The 15,370-nt window shown below is 71.3% G+C and carries 9 protein-coding genes; 8 read left to right on the top strand and 1 reads right to left on the bottom strand.

Annotated features, from left to right (window positions below):
* Positions 1 to 19: 19 nt before the first annotated feature.
* The 8 genes from ASG07_RS18035 (at position 20) to pelF (ending at position 13,225) form a co-directional block, all read left to right on the top strand.
* On the top strand, positions 20 to 3,856 hold the full coding sequence (locus ASG07_RS18035) for a M10 family metallopeptidase C-terminal domain-containing protein (protein ID WP_055846911.1): 3,837 nt from the start codon (positions 20 to 22) through the stop codon (positions 3,854 to 3,856).
* Between the two features lie 66 nt (positions 3,857 to 3,922).
* Complete coding sequence (gene pelG, locus ASG07_RS12570; protein WP_055846908.1) at positions 3,923 to 5,320, top strand: exopolysaccharide Pel transporter PelG; 1,398 nt, start codon at positions 3,923 to 3,925, stop codon at positions 5,318 to 5,320.
* Positions 5,311 to 6,195 (top strand): endo alpha-1,4 polygalactosaminidase, encoded by an 885-nt coding sequence (locus ASG07_RS12565; RefSeq protein WP_055846904.1) that lies wholly within the window; start codon positions 5,311 to 5,313, stop codon positions 6,193 to 6,195. The genes pelG and ASG07_RS12565 overlap by 10 nt, the downstream gene beginning before the upstream one ends.
* The gene (locus ASG07_RS18030; RefSeq protein ID WP_156361851.1) at positions 6,192 to 8,285 is read left to right on the top strand and encodes a hypothetical protein; all 2,094 of its coding nucleotides are present in this window, start codon (positions 6,192 to 6,194) and stop codon (positions 8,283 to 8,285) included. The genes ASG07_RS12565 and ASG07_RS18030 overlap by 4 nt, the downstream gene beginning before the upstream one ends.
* Positions 8,282 to 9,817 (top strand): hypothetical protein, encoded by a 1,536-nt coding sequence (locus tag ASG07_RS12555; RefSeq protein WP_055846898.1) that lies wholly within the window; start codon positions 8,282 to 8,284, stop codon positions 9,815 to 9,817. The genes ASG07_RS18030 and ASG07_RS12555 overlap by 4 nt, the downstream gene beginning before the upstream one ends.
* Complete coding sequence (locus ASG07_RS12550; protein ID WP_156361850.1) at positions 9,814 to 10,749, top strand: hypothetical protein; 936 nt, start codon at positions 9,814 to 9,816, stop codon at positions 10,747 to 10,749. Before ASG07_RS12555 ends, ASG07_RS12550 begins: the two co-directional genes overlap by 4 nt.
* Complete coding sequence (locus ASG07_RS12545) at positions 10,746 to 11,747, top strand: hypothetical protein (RefSeq protein WP_055846894.1); 1,002 nt, start codon at positions 10,746 to 10,748, stop codon at positions 11,745 to 11,747. Before ASG07_RS12550 ends, ASG07_RS12545 begins: the two co-directional genes overlap by 4 nt.
* Positions 11,747 to 13,225: a GT4 family glycosyltransferase PelF gene (gene pelF, locus ASG07_RS12540; RefSeq protein ID WP_156361849.1), complete on the top strand. Its 1,479-nt coding sequence runs from the start codon at positions 11,747 to 11,749 to the stop codon at positions 13,223 to 13,225. Before ASG07_RS12545 ends, pelF begins: the two co-directional genes overlap by 1 nt.
* On the opposite strand, the gene pbpC is transcribed toward pelF, so the two are convergent.
* The gene (pbpC, locus tag ASG07_RS12535; RefSeq protein WP_055847184.1) at positions 13,212 to 15,320 is read right to left on the bottom strand and encodes a penicillin-binding protein 1C; all 2,109 of its coding nucleotides are present in this window, start codon (positions 15,318 to 15,320) and stop codon (positions 13,212 to 13,214) included. The two genes, pelF and pbpC, sit on opposite strands and share 14 nt — an antisense overlap.
* Between the last annotated feature and the right edge of the window lie 50 nt (positions 15,321 to 15,370).

Raw genomic sequence — 15,370 nt, 5'->3', positions numbered from 1 at the left:
ACCATTGGGGGTACTGGAAATGCTGGCACACGCACCGATCCGGCTGGACGGTTCTCTGAATGAGTGGTCGCTGGACGACCGGATCGACCGCGGCGTGCTGCCGACCGGCTATACGCTGAGCGGGACGTCGGACACGGCGAACTTCTACCTCGCCCTGACCTCCGCGACGGCGATCGGCGCGAACACGACGGTGTGGCTGAATACCGACCGCAACGCCGCCACCGGATATCAGGTGTTCGGTTTCGCGGGCGGTGCCGAATATAACGTCAACATCGCCGCCGACGGCACCGCATCGCTCTACAGCGGTGCGGCCGGGCAGACGTTGGTCGCCGCCAACCTCCAGATCGGCCGGTCCACGGATGGCAAGACGCTGGAAATCCAGATCCCGAAATCGGCCATCGGCTCGCCGCAGGCCATCGACGTCATCGCCGATGTCAACGATTCGGTATTCCTGCCCGGCAGCTATTCGGACCGTCCCTTCACCGTGTTCGGCGACAGTGGCATCGTGCCCGATGCCGGCAAGCGCGTCGCGATCGTCTATTCGGAGACGACCGCGAAGAATTACTTCAGCGAAACCGCCTATGGCCAGTTGTTCATGGCCGCGCAGAGCCAGGTGACGCAGGCGGGCCTGCCGTTCGACATCCTGACCGAAAAGGACCTGACCAGCCTGACGACGCTGGCCAAGTACGACACGATCGTCTTCCCGTCTTTCCGCAACGTCGACGCAGCGCAGGCAAGCCTCATCACCAACACGCTCGAACAGGCGACGAAGCAGTTCGGCATCGGGCTGGTCGCGGCGGGCGAGTTCATGACCAACGCCGCCGACAACAGCGCGCTGCCGGGCGACAGCTATGCGCGGATGAAGCTGTTGTTCGATGCGACGCGCGTCGGCGGCGGCTTTCCGGCGGACGTGACGGTCAAGGCGACCGACGGCGGCGTCGGCGTGTTCGACAATTTCGCGCAGGGCGAGGTCGTCCGCGATTACAAGGGCGTCGGCTGGACCGCGATCACCAGCGTCAGCGGACAGGGCGCGACGATCGCGACCGAGACGGTCGGCGGCCAGACCTATGCCGCGGCGCTCGCCACGCAGACCGGCGGCCGCAACGTCATCTTCTCGTCCGAAGCGGTGATGGCCGACAGCAACCTGCTGTGGCAGGCGGTCGATTACGCCACCAACGGCAACGGCATCTCGGTCGGGTTGCAGATGACGCGCGAGAAGGCCATCGTCGCGGCGCGCAACGACATGGACCAGAGCCAGTATCGCGACGAGGTGAACCCCGCGAACGACGCGGCCGGCATCTATGACAAGATGCTGCCGATCCTGGATCAGTGGAAGAAGGATTACGGCTTCGTCGGCAGCTATTACGTCAATGTCGGCAACAATCCGGCCGTCGAGGAGACGACCGACTGGGCGGTATCGGGCGCCTATTACAAGAAGCTGCTCGACATGGGCAACGAGCTGGGCACGCACAGCTACACGCATCCGGCCGACACCAATCTGCTGACCCCGACGCAGGTCGCGTTCGAATTCGGCCAGAGCAAGGCGGTGATCGAGGCGGAGATGTCGAAGATCCTCGGCCGCGCCTTCACGATCACCGGCGCGGCGGTGCCCGGCGCGCCGGAGGGGATCGTCACGTCGCAGGAAATCCTGAAATATGTCGACTATCTGTCGGGCGGCTATTCGGGCGTCGGCGCGGGGTATCCGGGGGCGATCGGATTCATCCCCGTCAAGTCCGCGGTCGGCCCCGAGCTGATCGTCAACGGCAGTTTCGAACAGGCCCCGGTCGCCGCCAATGCGTGGCGGATCAACGGCAACGGACAGGTCGCCGGCTGGACCGGCTCGCGCGACGGTATCGAGGTTTGGAACAACGGTTTCATGGGCGTGAAGCCCACCGCCGGGCTGAACGTGGTGGAGGTCGACGCCATGAACGGCGCGCTGACGCAGGCGGTCGCGACCGAGGCGGGCAAGACGTATACGCTGTCGTTCGACTATGCCGGGCGTCCGGGTGCGCTGCCGAGTTCGACGTTCGAGGTCGTGTGGAACGGCAACGTCATCGCCACGGTCGCGCCGACCGGATCGACGATGACCGCGAAATCGCTGACCGTCACCGGCACCGGCGGCAACGACACGGTGCAGTTCCGCGCGGTGGCCGGCGACACGGACAATTTCGGCGCGCTGCTGGACAATGTCTCGCTGAAGTCGCTGGTGAACGGAACGTCGTTCAATCAGGTCTATATCGCGCCGAACACCAGCTTCGATTTCACGCTGGTCGGGTTCCAGGGCAAGACCGCCGAGCAGGCGGCCGCCGCCTGGGCGACCGAGTGGAACCAGTTGACGGCAAAGGCGGAGGTGCCGGTCGTCGTGTGGCCGTGGCACGATTACGGCCCGACGCTGTGGGATACCGACAATACCGGCCAGCCCAGCCGCTACTCGCTGGCGATGTTCACCGACTGGATCTCGCGCGCCGCGGCGGCGGGGTCGGAGTTCGTGACGCTGGCCGATCTGGCGGAACGGACGGCAGCGATCGCGAAGTCGACGCTGACGACCAGCGTCGTCGGCAACGTCGTGACGGCGACGGTAGGGTCGGGCGATGCCGGCCGCTTCGCGCTGGACGTCGACGGGCAGGGAAGCAAGGTCATCCAGAAGGTCGCGGGCTGGTACGCCTATGACGACCAGAAGGTGTTCCTGCCGACCACCGGGGGCACCTTCACGATCACGCTGGGAACGACGGCCGACGACGTCACCCACATCACCGACCTGCCGATGCGGTCGGAGCTGAAGACGGTGACGGGCGATGGCCGCAGCCTGAACTTCTCGCTGGTCGGGGAGGGTAAGGTCACGGTCGACCTCGCCGCCAGCGGCACCGACTGGACCACGATCACCGGGGCGACCGTCGCCAGCCGCGTCGGCGACGTCGTGACGCTGGATGTCGGCGCGAACGGCACGCACGATGTCGGCATCACCTATGTCGCCAACGTCGCGCCGGTGCTGACGTCGAACGGCGGCAGGGCCAATGTGGCGCTGTCGATCGCGGAGAACGGCACCGCCGTCACCACGATCGCGGCGAGCGACGCCAATCTGGCGCAGGGCGACAGGGTCCATTACGCGCTGGGCGGCGGCGCGGACGCCGATCGGTTCAGCATCGATGCGACCACCGGGGTCCTGAAGTTCATCGCCGCGCCCGATTTCGAGGCTCCGCTCGATCGTGGCGGCGACAACGTCTACGACGTCACCGTGCTGGCGATCGACGAGCGTGGTGCGAGCGTCGCGCAGGCGCTGGCGGTCCGGGTCGCCGACGTGGCAGGCGTGACGCTGAAAGCGTCGATCTATGGCGGGACGCTGAACGGCACCGGCGAGAACGACAATCTGTCGGCGACGCTGCTGAAGGCGACGCTGAACGGGCTGGGCGGCAACGACATGCTGACCGGCGCGGCGGGCGAGGATACGCTGAACGGCGGCGACGGCAACGACGTGCTGGTGGGTCTCGGCAATGCCGATCGCCTGACCGGCGGCGCGGGCAACGACATCTTCCGTCTGACCAGCACGCGCGATTCCGGCGAATCGAAGGGCACGCGCGACGTCATCACCGACTTCCAGCAGGGCCAGGACAGGATCGACCTGTCGATGATCGACGCGAACGCGTCGTTGCGCGCGCCCGGCGATCAGGCGTTCACGCTGATGCCGGGCGTCGGCGGCAAGTTCACGACGGCGGCGCAGCTCCGGTACAGCTACGTCATGATCGACCGCGTCGAGCATACGATGATCGAGGGTACCACCGATACCGGATCGGGAGCCGAGTTCTCGCTGGCGCTGGTCGGGCATTTTAACCTGACGCCAAGCGATTTCATGCTTTGACGGACGTGCTGCGACGAGGGCCGCGAAGGCCATCGTCGCAGCGACCGGGAAGGCGGGGGTAGACGGGTGGCCGGCATCGGCTTCAGACTGGCGCATATGGCGCGCACCGGCGGGATCGGCGGGGCGGCGGCGGCGGCCGTGCACGGGGCGACGATCAGCTCCGGCCCCTGGCTGCTCGCCGCCGGCACGATCATGGCGCTGGAGCAATGGTCGCGCGGCAATGCCGGTGCCGACGCCGCCGGGGCGCTCCAGACGATCCTGATCTATGCGTTCAGCGTGTCCGCGTTGATCGCGGGACCGGTCGTCGCGGTGACGACGCGGGCGCTGTCCGACCTGCTCTATGCACGCCGGTCGGGGGATGCGCCGGGGATGCTGGCGGCGTCGCTGATGACGGTGACGCTGGTGGCGCTGCCCGCGGGGACGGTCATCTATGCACTGGCCGGGCTGGCACCGGTCGACCAGTTGCTGAGCGTCGCGATCCTGGCGCTGCTGGCGCAGATCTGGGTGGCGAACCTGTTCCTGACCGCGATCCACGCGCACCGGGCAATCCTGACGGGCTATGCCGTGGGCGCGGCGGCGGCGGCGCTGGCGGCGTGGCCGATCGACGCGGCAGGGTTGCGCGGCCTGTTGATGCTGACGATCACCGGGCTGCTGGTGACCGATCTCTGCCTGATCCGGGCGATCCGCGTCAGTTTCGCCGGTATCCCGAGCTGGCCGGCGGACTGGCGGGGTCTGTTCCGCCGGCACGCGCACATCGCCGCCGGCGGAATCGCGGCGGCGGTGGCGATCTGGATCGACAAGTGGATGCTGTGGGGATTGTCCGCCGACAGCGTCGCATCGCTGGGGATGTTGCGGCATCATCCGATCTACGACCCCGCCAGCTTTCTGGGGCTGCTGGCGCTGGTGCCCGGACTGACGCTGTTGCTGGTCGTGATGGAGACGCGGTTCGACCGGCAGTTCATGGCGGTGATGGCGGCCTGCGCCGGGGCGGGGACGATCGGCGGCATCGACGGGGAGCGGCGGCGGCTGGCGCGCGTCGTGGTCGAGAACCTGCGGCTGCTGATCGTGGCGCAGGGGACGATCGCGGTGCTGCTGTGGGTGCTGGCACCGGCGATCGCGCACGCGATCGGGATGGACCCGCGCGGCATCTTCGCGTTCCGCTTCACCGTGGTCGGGACCGTATTCCACCTTATCGCGCTCTTCGCCACGATCATCCTCTCCTATTGCGACCTGTTCGGCCGGGTGCTGGTGGTGTGGGCGTTGTTCGCGGTGTTCAGCGCGATCGGCACGCTGGCGCATCTGTCGGCGGGGTTCGCCGGCCTCGGCTGGGGCTATATGGCGGGCGCGGCGATCGCGGCGGTCGCGGGGCTGACGCTGGTGGCGCAGGCGATCGGCGACCTGACGTACCTGCTGTTCGTGGGCAACAATCCGTCGATCATGGGGGAACGGCGGCGATGGGCGTGACGCGCCGCCTGATGCTGGCGATGCTGGCGGCGACGGGGTTCGCCGCGCGCGGTGCGGGCGCGTCCGCGAACTACGTCGTGCGTCGCCGCTTGCCAAGCGGCAACGACTGGCGCTGGGCCGTCGATTACGGTCCGGCGACGCGGCCCATCGCTGCGCGATCCCATGACGTGCTGATCCTGGAGCCGGATCACGCGCGGGCCGTCGCGCCGCTGCGCGGTCCGGGTGCGACGGTGCTGGGCTATATCAGTCTGGGCGAGGTGGCGGAGAGCCGGGCGGTGTTCCCGGCGCTGGTGAAGGCGGGGGCGCTGCGCCAGCGCAACCCGCACTGGCCGGAGGCGCGCTATGCCGACCTGCGCCATGCGCGCTGGCGGGCGGAGGTGGTGGACCGGATCGTCCCGGCGATCCTGGCGAAGGGCTATGACGGCATCTTCATCGACACGCTGGACAATGCGGAGGCGATGGAACGTGCCGATCCGGCCGGGAATGCCGGCATGATCGCCGCCGCCGCATCGCTGGTCGCAGCAATCCGGCAACGATTTCCTTCTATTACGATCGTGATGAACCGCGGCTATGCCCTGCTGCCCGGCGCTGCGGCCGATGTCGACGGCGTGCTGGGCGAGGCGATGGCGTCCCGCTGGAACTTCGCCACGAAGCGTTACGACCGGCTGGTCGACAGCGACTGGGACTGGCAGGCGACCCGCCTGCGCGCGGCGCGGGCGAAGAACCCGGCGCTCGCGCTGATGACGCTGGATTACTGGGACCCCGCCGATTCGAAGGGCGTGGCGGCGCTGTATGCGCGGGAGCGCGCGGCGGGGTTCGTGCCCTATGTCTCCGTACTCGCGCTCGACCATATCGTGCCGGAGCCGGGCCGGTGAGACGCGGGCAGCGGATCGCGCTGGCCTTGAGTGTCGGTGGTGGAGCGGTGGCGCTGGGCGGTGCGTCGCTGCTGCTGTCGCCGCGCTCGGACGAGCAACTGGCGGCGGCGATGCGCGCGCACGATCGCAGCGGCGTGGCGCGGATCGCGGGAACGGTGCGGCCGGCGGATGCGGGCACCGCGATCCTCGTCGCGCGGTCGCTGATCGAGGCGGGGAAGGCCGGTGACGCGCTGACCTATCTGACGCCGGTGGCGGCCGCCTATCCGGGCGACACGACGGTCGCGGCGCTGCTGGAGCGGGCATTCGTCGCGACGGGGCGCGACGCCGACCGGCTGGCGGCGGTGCGCGCGCGGGCGGCGAACGGCGGGGCGGCGGACGTCCGCGCGTGGCGCGCGCTGGCGCAGGCGGCGGGTGACGAGCGCGCCGAACGGGCGGCGCTGGAACGGCTGGGCACGCTGAAGATCGCGACCGGGCCGGAGGCGGAGCGGTTGGCGTGGCTGGACGAACAGGCGGGAGCGGGGGAGGCGGCACGGGTCAGGCTGGCCGCGCAGCCGGTGCTGTCGACCGACGCGCTGCAACGGCTGATGCGGCTGTCGCTGGCGGATGCGGACGCGCCGACGCTGGAGGCGCTGCTGGCGCGGCTGGCGGCGCGGACATCGCCGCCGACCCGGGCGGCGGTGATCGACGATCTTGCCGCGAAGGGCCGTCCGGCCGTCGCACTGGCGCTGGCGGCGGGTGCAGCGCCGGGGGCGGATGCGGTGGCGCTGTGGCCGCGGCGGTTCGCGCTGCTGCGGCAGACGGGGGATGTCGCGGGCGCGCGGGCGCTGCTGGCGGCGGCGGTGACGAAGCCGGCAGGGGTCGCGCCGGGCGAACTGGTCCGCGCCGCCTATGCGCTCGACTGGCCGGAGGGGGTCATCCTGGCGGCGGAGCATCACGCGATCCCGCGTCCCGACACCGCGCTGGCGCGCGATCTGGCGGCGCGGGTGAAGACGCGGCCCGATCTGGTCGCGCGGCTGGATACGGTGGCGGGCGCGGACTGGCGACGGGTCGATCCTTGGCTGGCGTTCCACGTGGCGCAGGCATCGGGCGACCGCGGGGCGGCGCTGCGCGCGGCGGCGGCGCTGCCGGGTCCGGCGGCGGATCAGGCGCGCGAGCAATTGCTGGCGGGCGATCCGGCGGCGCTGAGGGCGCTGCTGATCGAGCGGGCGGGGCGGCGGCCGGAGTCCGCGGCGACGGTGGCGGAACGGCTGCTGACGCTGGGGTTTCGCGACGATGCCATCGCGACGTTGCGGATCGCGGCGAAGGATGCGCCGATCGACGCGGGCACGACCCGTCGCCTGTTGTACCTGATGGGGCCGCGCCCCGATGCCGGATCGCTGGCGTGGATCAGGCGGCGGGCGGATGGCGGCGACGCTGCGATGCGTCTGCGCTGGCTGGCGGCCTATGCGGATCGCGATCGGCCGGTGGCGGCGCTGAGAACGCTGGAGGCGCATCCGCTGGGCGACCGGACCGAGATGCTGCTGGCGCGGATCGCGCTGGCGGCGACGACGCGCGATGCGGCGGCGGCGAACCGCGCCGCCCGCGTGCTGCTCGACGGACGGACGCTGACCGCCGACCAGTGGCGGGCGGCCGGGGCGGCATGGCCGGCGAAGGGCGATCCGGCGATCCGTCTGGCGTTCGCGCGTAAGCGGCTGGCGATCGGGGGTGCCGGCGCGGGCGACCGGATGGATGTCGCGTGGACGGCGTGGAACGGCGGCGACGTGGCGACCGCGCGCGCGGCGGTGACGGCGCACCTTTCGGTGACACCGGACGATGCGGCCGCGCTGATGCTGATGGCCGCGATCGAGGCGAAGACGGGCGGCGAGACGCGGGCATTGCCGTGGGTGCGCCGCGCCTATGCCGCGGGCGAGGGCGATACGCGCGAGCGGGCGGCGATGCTGCGGCGGACCGGCCGGTCGGGCGAGGCGCTGGCGATGATCCGCCGGCTGCGCGCCCGTGACCGGGGCGACCGGACCCTGATCGCGGAGGAAGCGAATCTGTTGATCGCATCCGGGCGACCGGCGGCGGCGCAGGCATTGTTCGCGCGATGATCGCGCCGGTTCTGTCCGCACTGGTGCTCGTGGCGACGACGGTGCCGACCCTGTCGGTCGATATCGACGCGCTGACCCGGGACATGGCGGTGACCGGCGGCGATGCGCCGACGGGCGGGGCCGCGACGCTGCGCTGGCGCGGCAAGGTCAAACTGGTGGTGGAGCCGGGCGATGGCGCCGATGCGGACGAGATCGTCGTGCGGTTCGACACGCCGCTGGACGAGGCCAGCATCGCCGGATTCCAGAGCCGGCTGGGCAGCGGCCTGTCGCGGTTCGAGTGGAACGACGACAGTCTGGTGCTGCGCGCCGCCCCCGGCCGGGCGCTGACCGCGATGCCGCGGGGCGACACGCTGGTGGTGACGATCGCGGCGGACGATGCGTCGGCGGACGTGCCCGCGATCGCCGACGATCCGGTGCCCTATGCGCTGGCGGCGGCGGCGGCGGATGCGGCGGCGGGGTATCCGGGCCGCGCGCACCGCCGCGTGGCGGCGCTGGCGACGCGCTATCCGGGCGATCCCCGCGTCCGCCGCGCGCTGGCGGATGGCGATGCCGCGCGCGGGGCTTCGGGGCGGGCGGCGGCGGGGTACCGCGCGCTCGACGCCGACGATCGCACCGCGCGGCGCACGATCCGGGATGCGGGCGGAGAGGCTTTGATCGGCGCAAGTTATCGCAACGGATCGGGATTTTCGCAACTCGACGGCACCGCGCGGCTCGGTGTGGCGATGTCGCCCGCGTTCATGGCCGCCGTCGCGGTGCGGCAGGTGCATACCCGCGCCGACGCGCTGGTCGGGCGGGATGGCATCATGCGGTCGGGCAGGGCGGACGCGACGGTGATCGAGGCGGGCGGCAGCATCGTCGGCGCGCGGCCGGTGCGGGTGGAGGCGGCGATGCTGGTCGACCTGTCCGACCCGCGCGTCGCATTCCGCGGGCGGCTGTTCCACGGCTATGCCGAAGGGGAGGCGCGGCTGGTCTTCGCCTATCGCGCGCCGGAGTTCCAGACCGCGGAGCAGGCGCTGTTCGGCGGCCATGCCAGCCGGATCGGCGGCGGCTTCACGTGGCGGCTGGCCCCGGCCCTTCAGGCGCGGATCGATCTCGGCCTGAACCGCTATGGATTGGCGAACGAGGCGCGGCTGGTCGACAGCACGACGCTGTCGGCGGGACTGGACCTGATCCTGCACCGGGGCTCCCCCGATATCCTGTTGCTGTACCGGCTGGATGCGGAATATGTCGGGCGTCAGGTGCGGCGACCGGGAGGACTTCCGGCGCTCGCCTATTTTGACCGGGAGAATCATACCGGCCAGTTGCTGGTCGCGCGCGACGTCGGGGCGATCCGGCTGGCGGCGGCGGGCGGCTGGACGGTCGATCGCTATGGCAGCGACGGGCCGACCGCCACCGTCACGGCGGGCGGCGCGATCGGCGATGCCTGGCGGTTCGATCTGGGCGGCGGGGTGACATCGATCCAGCAGCCGAACCTGCCGGGGACGCAGATATTCGCGCGGGGCTCCGTCTCGCGCAGTTTGGGACGACCATGACCTTACCTCGTAACATCCGCATCGCCGGGGAGATGGCGCTGGCGTTCGGGGCGCTGCTGCTGCTCGATCGCTGGATCGGCGCGGACATGTTCCGGACGGTGCAGCCGCATCCGTTCTGGCTGCCGGTGCTGGCGATGGCGCTGGTCTATGGAGCCGGGCCGGGGCTGGCGGCGGCGGCGGTCGCGACAGGGCTGTGGATCACGGCCCCGCATCCGACGCTGGCGATCGGGGAGGATCCGTTCGACCGCCTGGTGGCGCTGTCGATCGGGCCGATGCTGTGGATGGCGGCGGCGGCCTTGATCGGGGAGGTCAGCTCGGCCCGGATGCGGCGCATCGCGCTGCTGGATCGGCGTGCGGCGATGCTGGCGCGCAATACCGCGGCGCTGACGGAGGCGCACCAGACCCTGGTATCCACCAACCGGACGCTGCGCGTGCGGATCGCGACCGAGGAGCGCGGCGTGGCGGAGGCGATCGCCGCCGTCCCCGGCCTGATCCACCCGCATCCCGCCGCGCGGCTGCGAACGATCGCGCGGCTGGTCGAGCTGGATGCCGGCAGCGACGATTTCTCCGTCTATATGGAGCAGGACGGCGTCTGGCACCGCTTCCTGCGCGGGAGCGGCGCGACGCTCGACGTGACGACGCTGTCGCCGTCGCTGGTGGCGCGGGTGGCGACCAGCGAGACGCCGTTGCCGATCGATGCGCCGGTGCTGGACGGCGTCGGCGTGGTCGCGCTGGCGGTGGGCACGGACGATGCGCCGCTCGCCAGCGTGCTGGTGTTCCACAACCTGCCGATCGAACGCTTCACGCAGCGCGGGATGATCGATCTGCTCGCGGTCGCCGGGCGGCTGGGGCCGTTGCTGGCGGACGAGGGGCTGCGCCGCGCGGGCCAGCAGACGCGGCTGCGCGTCGTCGGGTCGGATCTGGTCGCGTGAAGGGTCCCGCGGCGATGCGGCTGATCTGCCTGGCGGTGCTCGACCTCGCCTGGCTGCTCGGCTGTTCGCTCGCGGGGGCGTGGGGATACCGGCTGTTCGGGCCGGGGCACGCGGTGCTGACGGCGGCGACGCTGTTTCAGGTGCGGACGCTGGCGGACTGGCGGCAGCCGGGCGGGACGATGCTGTGGATCGCCGCGACGGCGGGGCCGGTCGGCCTGCTGATCGGCCGCGCGCTGCAACCGCTGTTCGGCCGGGTGCCGCTGCGCCTGCACCTGCCCGCGCCCGACGGCGATATTGGCGGGGAGGCGGTGGAGCCGGTCGCGGCGACGCTGACGCGGCTGCCCGACGCCGCGCTGATCGGGCCGATGGCGCCCGTGTTCCGGCACGGCCGGATCGGCGACCGACAGGCTGCGATTGAGGCGGCGGTGCTGTCCTATCAACCGCGGCTGTCGGCGATCGTGGCGATGGGCCTGACCGATCGCGACCAGACGATCCGCGCGCTCGCCGCCTCCGCGTCGACGCGCGCGGGGCAGTTGCTGATCGACCGGCGGCAGCGGCTGGAACGGGCGATCATGGCGCATGGCCGGCTGGACGACCGGATCGCGCTGGCGACGATGCTGGCGGATCACGGCGAGCATGACCGGCTGTTGTCGCCCGCCCGGCGTGCCAGGTTGCGCGCGGAGGCGGCGGGTCTGCTGAGGGATATCCTGACGCGGCTGCGCCCCGGTGATCCGCGGCACGATCCCCGGCGCGATGTGCGGTACGATCCCGGGCACGATCCGCGGCACGAGGCGATGCTGGCCCTGCTCCAGCGGATGGAGCCGGACGGCGGCGATCCCGACACGCTGCCGCTGGGCGCGGCGATCGACCGGCTGTACCGACAGCGCGATCTGGCCGGACTGGCGCGGCGGTGCCGGGCACCCGATGCGATGGCGCTGCGCGAGGACGATCCGCTGCACGCGATGGCGGCGTGGTGGCGGGGCGCCATACCCGCCTGATGCCGGACGCGAACGTCGATGCCGATGTCTGCCTGATCGTCGAGGGAGCCTATCCCTTCGTCGTGGGCGGCGTCGCGAACTGGGTGCAGGACCTGATCGTCGGGCTGCCGGATATCTCGTTCGCGGTGGTCGCGATCAAGGCGGACGGGCGGGAGATGCCGTGGCGGTTGCAACCGCCGCCCAACGTCCTGTTCGTGACCGAAGTCTCGCTGGCCCCCGAGATCGGCATCGCGGCGCGGCCGCGCAGCCGGTCCGAGATCGAGGCGATCGCGGCGTTGCTGATCCGGTTCCTGGTCGATGGCGGCGAGGAACCGCTGATCGAGCTGGTCGCCGTCCTGTCCCGCGCGCGCCCCGCCTGGACGGCGAGCGAGGTGCTGTCGCACCCGACGACGTTCCGGGCGATCACCGACTATGCGGCACGCGACCTGCCGGAGGCGTCGTTCCACCTGATCTTCTGGGCGGTGCGGACGTTGCTGGGCGGATTGCTGGCGGCGTTGCTCGCGCCGTTGCCGCGCGCGCACAGCTATCACACGATCTCGACCGGGTTCGCCGGGCTGATCGCGGCACGGGCCTCGATCGAGCGCGGCCGGCCGAGCGTCATCACCGAACACGGCATCTATCTGCTGGAACGACAGATCGAGATCATGATGGCGGACTGGATCGGCCAGCACGAGGAGGCGATGCTGACGCTGGACGGCGCGGTGCCGGGCATTCGCGACCTGTGGCGGCGTGCATTCGAGAATTATGCGCGCGCCTGTTACGACCGCTGCGACCCGATCGTCGCGCTGTACGCGGCGAACAATCAGGTGCAGCGGCGGCTGGGCGCAGCGCCGGAACGGGTGCGATCGATCCCCAACGGCATCGACGTGGCGCGGTTCGACATGGTGGCGGCGAAGCGCGATCCGGACCGGCCGACGATCGCACTGATCGGGCGCGTCGTGCCGATCAAGGACGTGCAGACCTTCATCCGCGCCGCCGGCATCGTCCATCTGGATCATCCGCAGGCGCAGTTCCGAATTCTGGGGCCGACCGACGAGGACGGCGAGTATTTCGAGGAATGCCGCGCGCTGGTCGATGCGCTGAAGCTGGGCGGCGTCGTGCATTTCGAGGGGCGGGTACGGGTCGACGACTGGCTGCCGGTGATCGACGTCGTCGTGCTGACCAGCCTGTCGGAGGCGCAACCGCTGGTGATCCTGGAGGCGGGGGCGTGCGGCATCCCCTCGGTCGCGCCGGACGTGGGCAGTTGCCGCGAATTGCTGGAGGGGCCGGCGGGGGAGGACGCGCCGGGCGGCCTCGTCACGCCGCTGGTCGATGCGGAGGCGACGGCGGCGGCGATCGGCGAGCTGCTCGCCGATCCCGCATTGCGCGAGCGGCTGGGGGCGAACCTGCGCCGACGGGTGCGGCGCGATTACGACCAGTCGATGGTGCTGGCGCGTTACCGGGCGATCTACGAGGGCGCGATGCTCAGCGGATCGTGAAGCGCGCCTGATCCACGACGCGGCCGTCGACGTCGATCAGGCGCAGCCGGTGCGGCCCCGGTGCGGGCATCACCTGCGGCCGCGCGCCCGCCGGCCCGAGATCGCGGTCGTCGAGCATCAGGCGATACGCGGCGGCGCTGCCGGTGACGGACACCGCGAACCGCTGGCGATCGGGCGGGATATCGGGATCGATCGCGTAGACGGTGCCGGCGACCGGATTGGCGATGCGCGGCCGTCGCGCCGCGGCGGGGGCGGCGGCGATCAGCGTCTGGCCGGTGCCGCGGAGGAAATACTCGCGGCGCGGCTGCTCGATCCGGTCGGCGAAGGCGATCCCGCGCGCCTCGACCCCGGCGGGCGGCGGCGGCGCGCGGCCGGGGGTGCGGGCATGCAGCGCCAGCATCAGGTCGCGCCATACCGGCGCCGCGCCGCTGGTGCCGGAGACGGCGCGCATCGGATCGCCCTCCAGATTGCCGACCCAGACGGCGACGGTGAAGCGATCGGAAAAGCCGACGCACCAGTTGTCGCGCATCGCTTTCGACGTGCCGGTCTTCACCGCCGCCCAGAAGGGCAGGCGCAACGCCGAGTCGAGGCCGAACGTCGCCGCGCGGGCGTTGGGATCGGCCATCATGTCGGCGACGATCCACGCCGCCGCGGGCGTCGTCACCGGCCGCGCCGCGATCGGGGGCGCACGCATCAGCACCCTGAGCGGCGACCAGCGCCCGCCGTTCGCGAGGCTTCGATACGCGTCCGCCTGTTCCAGCAGCGTGACCTCCGCCGAACCCAGCGCCAGCGAGAAGCCGTAATATTGCCCGTCCTCGGTCAGGCCGCGATACCCGGTATCCCATAACCGGTCGCGAAACGGATCGACGCCGACCAGCAACAGCGTCCGCACCGCCGGCACGTTGAGCGACCCCGCCAGCGCGCTGCGCGCCGATACCGGCCCCTTGAAACCGTGATCGTAGTTCTGGGGCACGTACAACCCGGACGCGGTGTCGAGCTGCACCGGCGAATCGTCGAGGATCGATGCGGCGGTCAGGTATCCGCGCTCGATCGCCTGTGCGTACAGGAACGGCTTCAGCGTCGATCCCGCCTGACGATAGCTGTTCGCGCCGTCCACCGATGCCGCCGTCGACGCGCCGCCGATACCGCCGACATAGGCGAGTACGTCGCCGCTCCGGTTGTCGATGACGACCACCGCGCCGTCGCGGGCGCGGGTCCCGCCCAGCCCCTGCAACTGCCGCCGGAGCGCGCCGATCGCCAGCCGTTGCAACCCGGCATCCAGCGTCGTCGCGACGCGCAGGCCGGGTCTGGTCAGCAGCCGGTCGGACAGATGTGGTGCCAGACCGGGATCGAGCGCCAGACTGCGCGCTGGGCCGAGCATCGACGCCGCCTGCGCCTCGAACGGGGTACAGTCGCCCGCATGGGCAAGCCGGCAGGCGCGACGGGCCAGCCGGTCGGCGCTCGCCTGCGGATCGGGGAGCAGGGCGGCGAGCAGCACCGCATCGTCGCGGGCGAGCGCGGCGGGGGTCTTGCCGAAGAACCCCATCGCCGCCGCGCCGATCCCCTGCGCCTCGCCACGGAACGGCGCGAGGTTCAGGTACGCCTCCAGGATCTGGTCCTTGGTCCAGCGCGCCTCCAGCGCCCGTGCGGCGCGCATCTGCCGCAGCTTGTCGCGCCAGCCGCGTGCGCCGGGGCGGGCCAGATCGGGAGCGAGGAAGCCCGCGACCTGCATCGAGAGGGTGGAAGCCCCGCGCGCGGACTGTCCCGCGAGCCGCCGCCGCAGCGATCCCGCCAGCGCCAGCCAGTCGATGCCGCCGTGTGAGGCGAAGCGGTGATCCTCCGCCGCGACGATCGTCCGCAGCACGGCCGGAGCGATCCGGTCGAGCGGCGTCCACGCGAGCCGCCGCGTCGCGAAATCCACCCGCGCGCTGTCGATCAGCACGCCGTGGCGGTCGTAGAGCCACGCCTCCGACGGGCGATAGGCGGCGCGGGCCTGCATGTAATCGGGGATGGGCGGCGGACGGGTGGGGTAGTCGAGGACGGCAAGGAGCGCGAAGGCGACCAGCGCGGCGATCCAGCGCCATCGCCGCCGCAAGACTTCGCGTGTTCCCACCCGGTGCCGCACAGAGCCACGCCCGCCGGTCA

Source organism: Sphingomonas sp. Leaf343, from assembly GCF_001423765.1.
GTDB lineage: Bacteria > Pseudomonadota > Alphaproteobacteria > Sphingomonadales > Sphingomonadaceae > Sphingomonas.
Note: the sequence above shows the minus strand (reverse complement) of the source record. Positions and strands in the feature narration are given on the sequence as shown.